The following is a 4,717-nucleotide window of genomic DNA, read 5'->3' as shown; positions in this document are numbered from 1 at the left end:
GTCTGTGTTACCTTGTTTGAGATGGGTTTCCTGACTTCTGATGCTCAGAGACGAGGGATTTTCTTGACAAGCCTATCAAACTTTGTCAGACTTGTCCATAAAATTACCTTCATCCATCCTAAAAAATCGAGGCTAGACAAGTAATGCTTTATCAAAAACTGTTAGATGCCCATAAACGCTATCGGCAATTTAAGACTTATCCCCATATTGCCGATCAATATTGGTCTAGTCAATTGGCAGAGCATAATATTAGTCCTAATTATGTGGAATATGATGCTAAATCTGGTCAACTTTTTTATAAACCTTTAGGGGTCAGTTTAAGCAAAAATAAGCAGGATTTTCTTTTGGGTAGTAAAGTTTTTAACAAAGCTAACGCCTTAAAATCTCTAGCCAATTGTAAATTTTATATCGATGAGCAACAGGAATTAATTATCGAGATCGATGGAGTTAAGTTAATTATCGAGACGGGACAGGATTTAGATATCGCCCATGAAATTTTCCTTTTAGGTGTATATAATTTCCTCTATGATAAGCCCTGTGTAGCGATTGATATTGGTATGAATACGGGTTTTGCTAGTCTCTTTTTTGCCAATCGAGCTAATGTAAAAGCTGTCTATAGTTACGAACCTTTTAAGGCTACCTACGACCAAGCTTTAAGAAATTTTGCCCTCAATCCTAATCTAGGGGAGAAGATTAAAGCTTTTGATTATGGAGTCGGCGCTCGGGACGAAATTATTCAAGTAGAATACGATTACAATGTTAAAGGTAGTGTTGGTATTTCTGGTATTGACAACCAATTAAAACCTTTTGCCTCGAAACAAACAGCTACAGCTGATTTAATTCTTAAACCTTTCACCGATGTGTTTAAGGGTATTACCTCTGACTATCCCGATATCGATATAGTTGCCAAGATTGATTGTGAAGGTTCCGAATACGAAATCCTCGATTCTTTAGCGGCAACTGGTCAATTAGGACAGATCAAAATTATCATGATGGAATGGCATAACAAGGGTCCCGATGCTTTAGTCAAACATCTGCAAGACTTCGGTTTTATCATCTTTTCTAGGATGCCTCGCAGTAAAAATGTTGGCACTTTGTACGCAATTAAACCCTAAAGTAGAGAAGTGAGGTGATGGGGTGATAGGGAGATGGGGAAATTTCAACTAATACCCAAAAACCCCAACACCTTCTAACTGATAACTGATAACTGCCTTACTGTGCTTGACAATAGGTGTTAAAAGCTTCGCCAGTTTCTTTTTCTAATTGTCCGGCTTTTCTTACCTTTTCCTGTGCTAATTTTGCCCCGTTTTTATTGCGAGTTTCGATAACTTGAATTATTTCACGAGTGGCAGTGGCATAATCTTCGTAAACTTGAGCGAAAGCGATTTTATATTTCTCTAGTTCTGGATCTTTCACTGCTAATTTTTTCATATTTTCCGCACCCTGTTCGATTTTATCGGCGGCTAATAGCCAACTTTTTTGGTCAATTTCTCTCCCTTGACCGTTGGTTAAAGATTTGGTTTCTTGGGCCACTTCGTTGGCAATGCGATAGATTTTTTGACATTGAAACTGTTTACTATCAGCACAACTTGCTAAAAAAGTCAAGCCCATAAATATTAAGATTATTTTGTTATTCATAGCATTGTATTTGAGATGATTCTAGAGAAGCTTATAGCGGTAAACTATCAGCCTCTAGCAGTTTTTTTACTGTTAAGCGTGTCTTTTTTGATGCCAATTCCAGGCGTGTTCAACTATTACCTTGAGATCGGCATATTGGGGATGCCAACCGAGAACCTGTTTAGCTTTATCACTACTGCCGATTAAAATCGGGGCATCACCTGCCCTTCTGGGACTTTCGATGACGGGAATATCTAAACCAGTTACCGCTCGCGCCGTTTCAATCACTTCACGCACAGAAAAACCGTTACCATTGCCCAAATTAAACACATTACTTTCGCCCCCATTTAAGAGATATTCTAAGCCTAAAACGTGAGCCTGTGCCAAATCATTGACATGGATATAATCGCGAACAGCAGTGCCATCGGGAGTATCATAATCCGTGCCGAAAATTGACAGGGAATCCCGTTTTTTCAGGGCAGTTAATAAAGCCAGGGGAATTAAATGGGTTTCCGGTTGGTGATCTTCCCCTAATAAACCACTGGGATCGGCTCCTGAAGCATTAAAATAACGGAAAGCCACCGATTTTAAACCGTAGGCCGAATCAAAATCCCGAAGAATTTGTTCCACCATTTCCTTACTAGCAGCGTAGGGACTGAGGGGATGATGGGGGTGATTTTCCGTCATCGGAATTTCTTTCGGCATTCCATAAATAGCACAGGTGGAAGAAAAAACAAATTTCTTCACATCGGCGGCGATCATCGCTTGCAAAAGAGTCAGACTACCACTAACATTATTTTGATAGTAAATAGCCGGTTCTTGGACTGATTCCCCCACGGCAATAAAAGCGGCAAAGTGCATGACGGCGGCAATATCACGACTAGCAAATAAATTATCCAGCAGCGATCGATCCCTAGTATCACCGACAATTAACTCAACTTTTAATATATCCTTAATGATTTCGGCGTGACCGTAGGATAAGTTATCGAGTACGATGACGGAATAACCGGCATTTTTGAGCGCTAGAACTGCATGGGAACCAATATAACCCGCACCGCCAGTAACGAGAATGGTAGGTTTAACTTGAGACACGCGATCATACCTATTTGAAATTGACTTGTCTATAACTTTATACCCTAATTTTGCTTTTATTTGACCATCATGTTAAGTCCTCTCGATCTATCTCTTTCCCTTGACAAGGAAACTTATCAATCACAAATTAAAGATTTAATGCAACAACTGCGATCGCTACAGAAGTCCTGTTGGGAGTGTAAATTACCCGTGGTGGTGGTTTTGGAAGGTTGGGCGGCGGCAGGGAAGGGAACTTTAGTCAAAAAAATGGTTAACTATATGGATCCGCGCGGTTTTACCGTCCATCCAATTTTAACCCCTTCCCCCCAAGAGGAAAGTTACCCGTTTTTGTGGCGATTTTGGCAAAAACTGCCAGCAAAGGGCAGTATCGGCATTTTTTATCACAGTTGGTACACCCATCTACTAGAGGATCGACTCTTAAATAAATTGCCCTCCTCCCAGATTCCCCTAGTCATGCGCGATATCAACACCTTTGAGCGACAATTATTTGATGATCGGGTTGCGATCGCTAAATTCTGGATTCACCTCAGTCAAAAGGAATTAAAGTCACGCATCAAAGAATACGCCGAAAATGAACTAGAATCTTGGCGCGTGCGTCCGGAAGATTGGCAACAGGCCAAACGTTATGATGAGTATGCCAGTTTAGCTGAGGAAATGATTACCTACACTAGCACGGGGGCCGCCCCTTGGATATTGGTGGAGGGCAACTGTCAACGTTGGGCCCGGGTAAAAGTTCTCTCCCAATTAGTCGGTACGATCGCTCAAGCTTTGGATCAGCGCCAATTACCGATCGAACCTCCTGTCAATCTACCACCCCAAGCCCAATTACTGCCCACGGAACCCGATTATCTGGGGAGAGTGGACTTAAGTGCCAAATTGGAAAAAGAAGAATATAAAATCCGTTTGCGTCAGGCACAGGTAGAATTAAGAAAACTGCAATTAGAGATTTTTCAGGCAAATATTCCCGTTTTAGTCCTGTTTGAGGGGTGGGATGCCGCCGGCAAGGGAGGGGCGATCAAACGCTTAACCGATACCCTCGATCCTCGCAGTTATCAAGTGATTGCCTTTGCTGCCCCGACGGAGGAAGAACACCGCTATCATTATCTCTGGCGCTTCTGGCGCAAATTACCCGCAGCCAAAACTATCGGTATATTCGATCGCAGTTGGTATGGACGGATTTTAGTGGAGAGAGTGGAAGGATTCGCTAAAGATATGGATTGGCGACGGGCATATCAAGAAATTAACGAATTTGAGGCCCAATTAACCCATTCAGGCTGTGTTTTAGTCAAATTCTGGTTACATATTAGCCCCGAAGAACAGTTAAATCGCTTCAACGAGCGCCAAAATAACCCCTATCGTCAACATAAACTCACCGATGAAGATTGGCGCAATCGGGAAAAACAGCCCCTCTACCATGTGGCAGTTAATCACATGGTAGCCCGCACTAGCACCCCCGTCGCCCCCTGGACAATTGTAGCGGCAAATGATAAGTATTTCGCCCGCGTTAAAGTCATAGAAACAGTAATTGCCGCTATTGAAACCGGTTTGAAACAACGGGGATAGGGGAGATAGGGGTATGGGGATTTTTTCGATTCCCCTCCCTTAACCCTGATGTGCTGAGAAGCAGAGTCGAGAACTTCATTGAACGTTTTCAATATCCACCAGAGGAGAAACAATCATGAATCTCAATGAGTTGCCGGGGGCTGAGATCATCTTACCCGGACTGAGGGATCTTCACAATGGTGAGTCTAATACCATTGGGGCGTTGCTAGTTGCGATCGCAGCGACGCGCCTAACCGAAGTCGGTTTCGATATCCCTAAAAATCACCTAGCTGCAGAGCCAGAGCTAACCTTGTATGCCTATCTCCAAGAGGAACGGGATGATGCTTATTCTTACTATAATGCTTTGCTGAATCGCCTCAATAGCTTTTGCAATGCACTCGAACTCGCTTATAAAATATGATGACAATTTCCCCCAGTTTAATTTCTCCCGATCTCAGTTTGGCCG

5 protein-coding genes are annotated in these 4,717 nt (G+C 42.6%); 3 read left to right on the top strand and 2 right to left on the bottom strand.

Going from position 1 to position 4,717, the window contains the following annotated elements:
• Positions 1-143: 143 nt before the first annotated feature.
• On the top strand, positions 144-1,115 hold the full coding sequence (locus PX484_RS02700) for an FkbM family methyltransferase (RefSeq protein WP_002804115.1): 972 nt from the start codon (positions 144-146) through the stop codon (positions 1,113-1,115).
• Between the two features lie 97 nt (positions 1,116-1,212).
• On the opposite strand, the gene PX484_RS02695 is transcribed toward PX484_RS02700, so the two are convergent.
• On the bottom strand, positions 1,213-1,638 hold the full coding sequence (locus PX484_RS02695; protein ID WP_287764540.1) for a hypothetical protein: 426 nt from the start codon (positions 1,636-1,638) through the stop codon (positions 1,213-1,215).
• A gap of 72 nt (positions 1,639-1,710) precedes the next feature.
• Positions 1,711-2,709 (bottom strand): UDP-glucose 4-epimerase GalE, encoded by a 999-nt coding sequence (galE, locus tag PX484_RS02690; protein ID WP_104396786.1) that lies wholly within the window; start codon positions 2,707-2,709, stop codon positions 1,711-1,713.
• Between the two features lie 69 nt (positions 2,710-2,778).
• Between galE and pap the strand changes: the two genes are divergently transcribed.
• Positions 2,779-4,272, top strand: coding sequence for a polyphosphate:AMP phosphotransferase (pap, locus tag PX484_RS02685; protein ID WP_002804113.1), 1,494 nt, complete (start codon positions 2,779-2,781; stop codon positions 4,270-4,272).
• A 115-nt stretch (positions 4,273-4,387) separates the two neighbouring features.
• The gene (locus PX484_RS02680; protein WP_002795695.1) at positions 4,388-4,672 is read left to right on the top strand and encodes a hypothetical protein; all 285 of its coding nucleotides are present in this window, start codon (positions 4,388-4,390) and stop codon (positions 4,670-4,672) included.
• Positions 4,673-4,717: the final 45 nt, after the last annotated feature.

Origin of the sequence: Microcystis sp. M49636_WE2, assembly GCF_030065375.1 — a bacterium.
In the GTDB taxonomy this organism is placed as follows: Bacteria; Cyanobacteriota; Cyanobacteriia; order Cyanobacteriales; family Microcystaceae; genus Microcystis; species Microcystis aeruginosa_C.
Note: the sequence above shows the minus strand (reverse complement) of the source record. Positions and strands in the feature narration are given on the sequence as shown.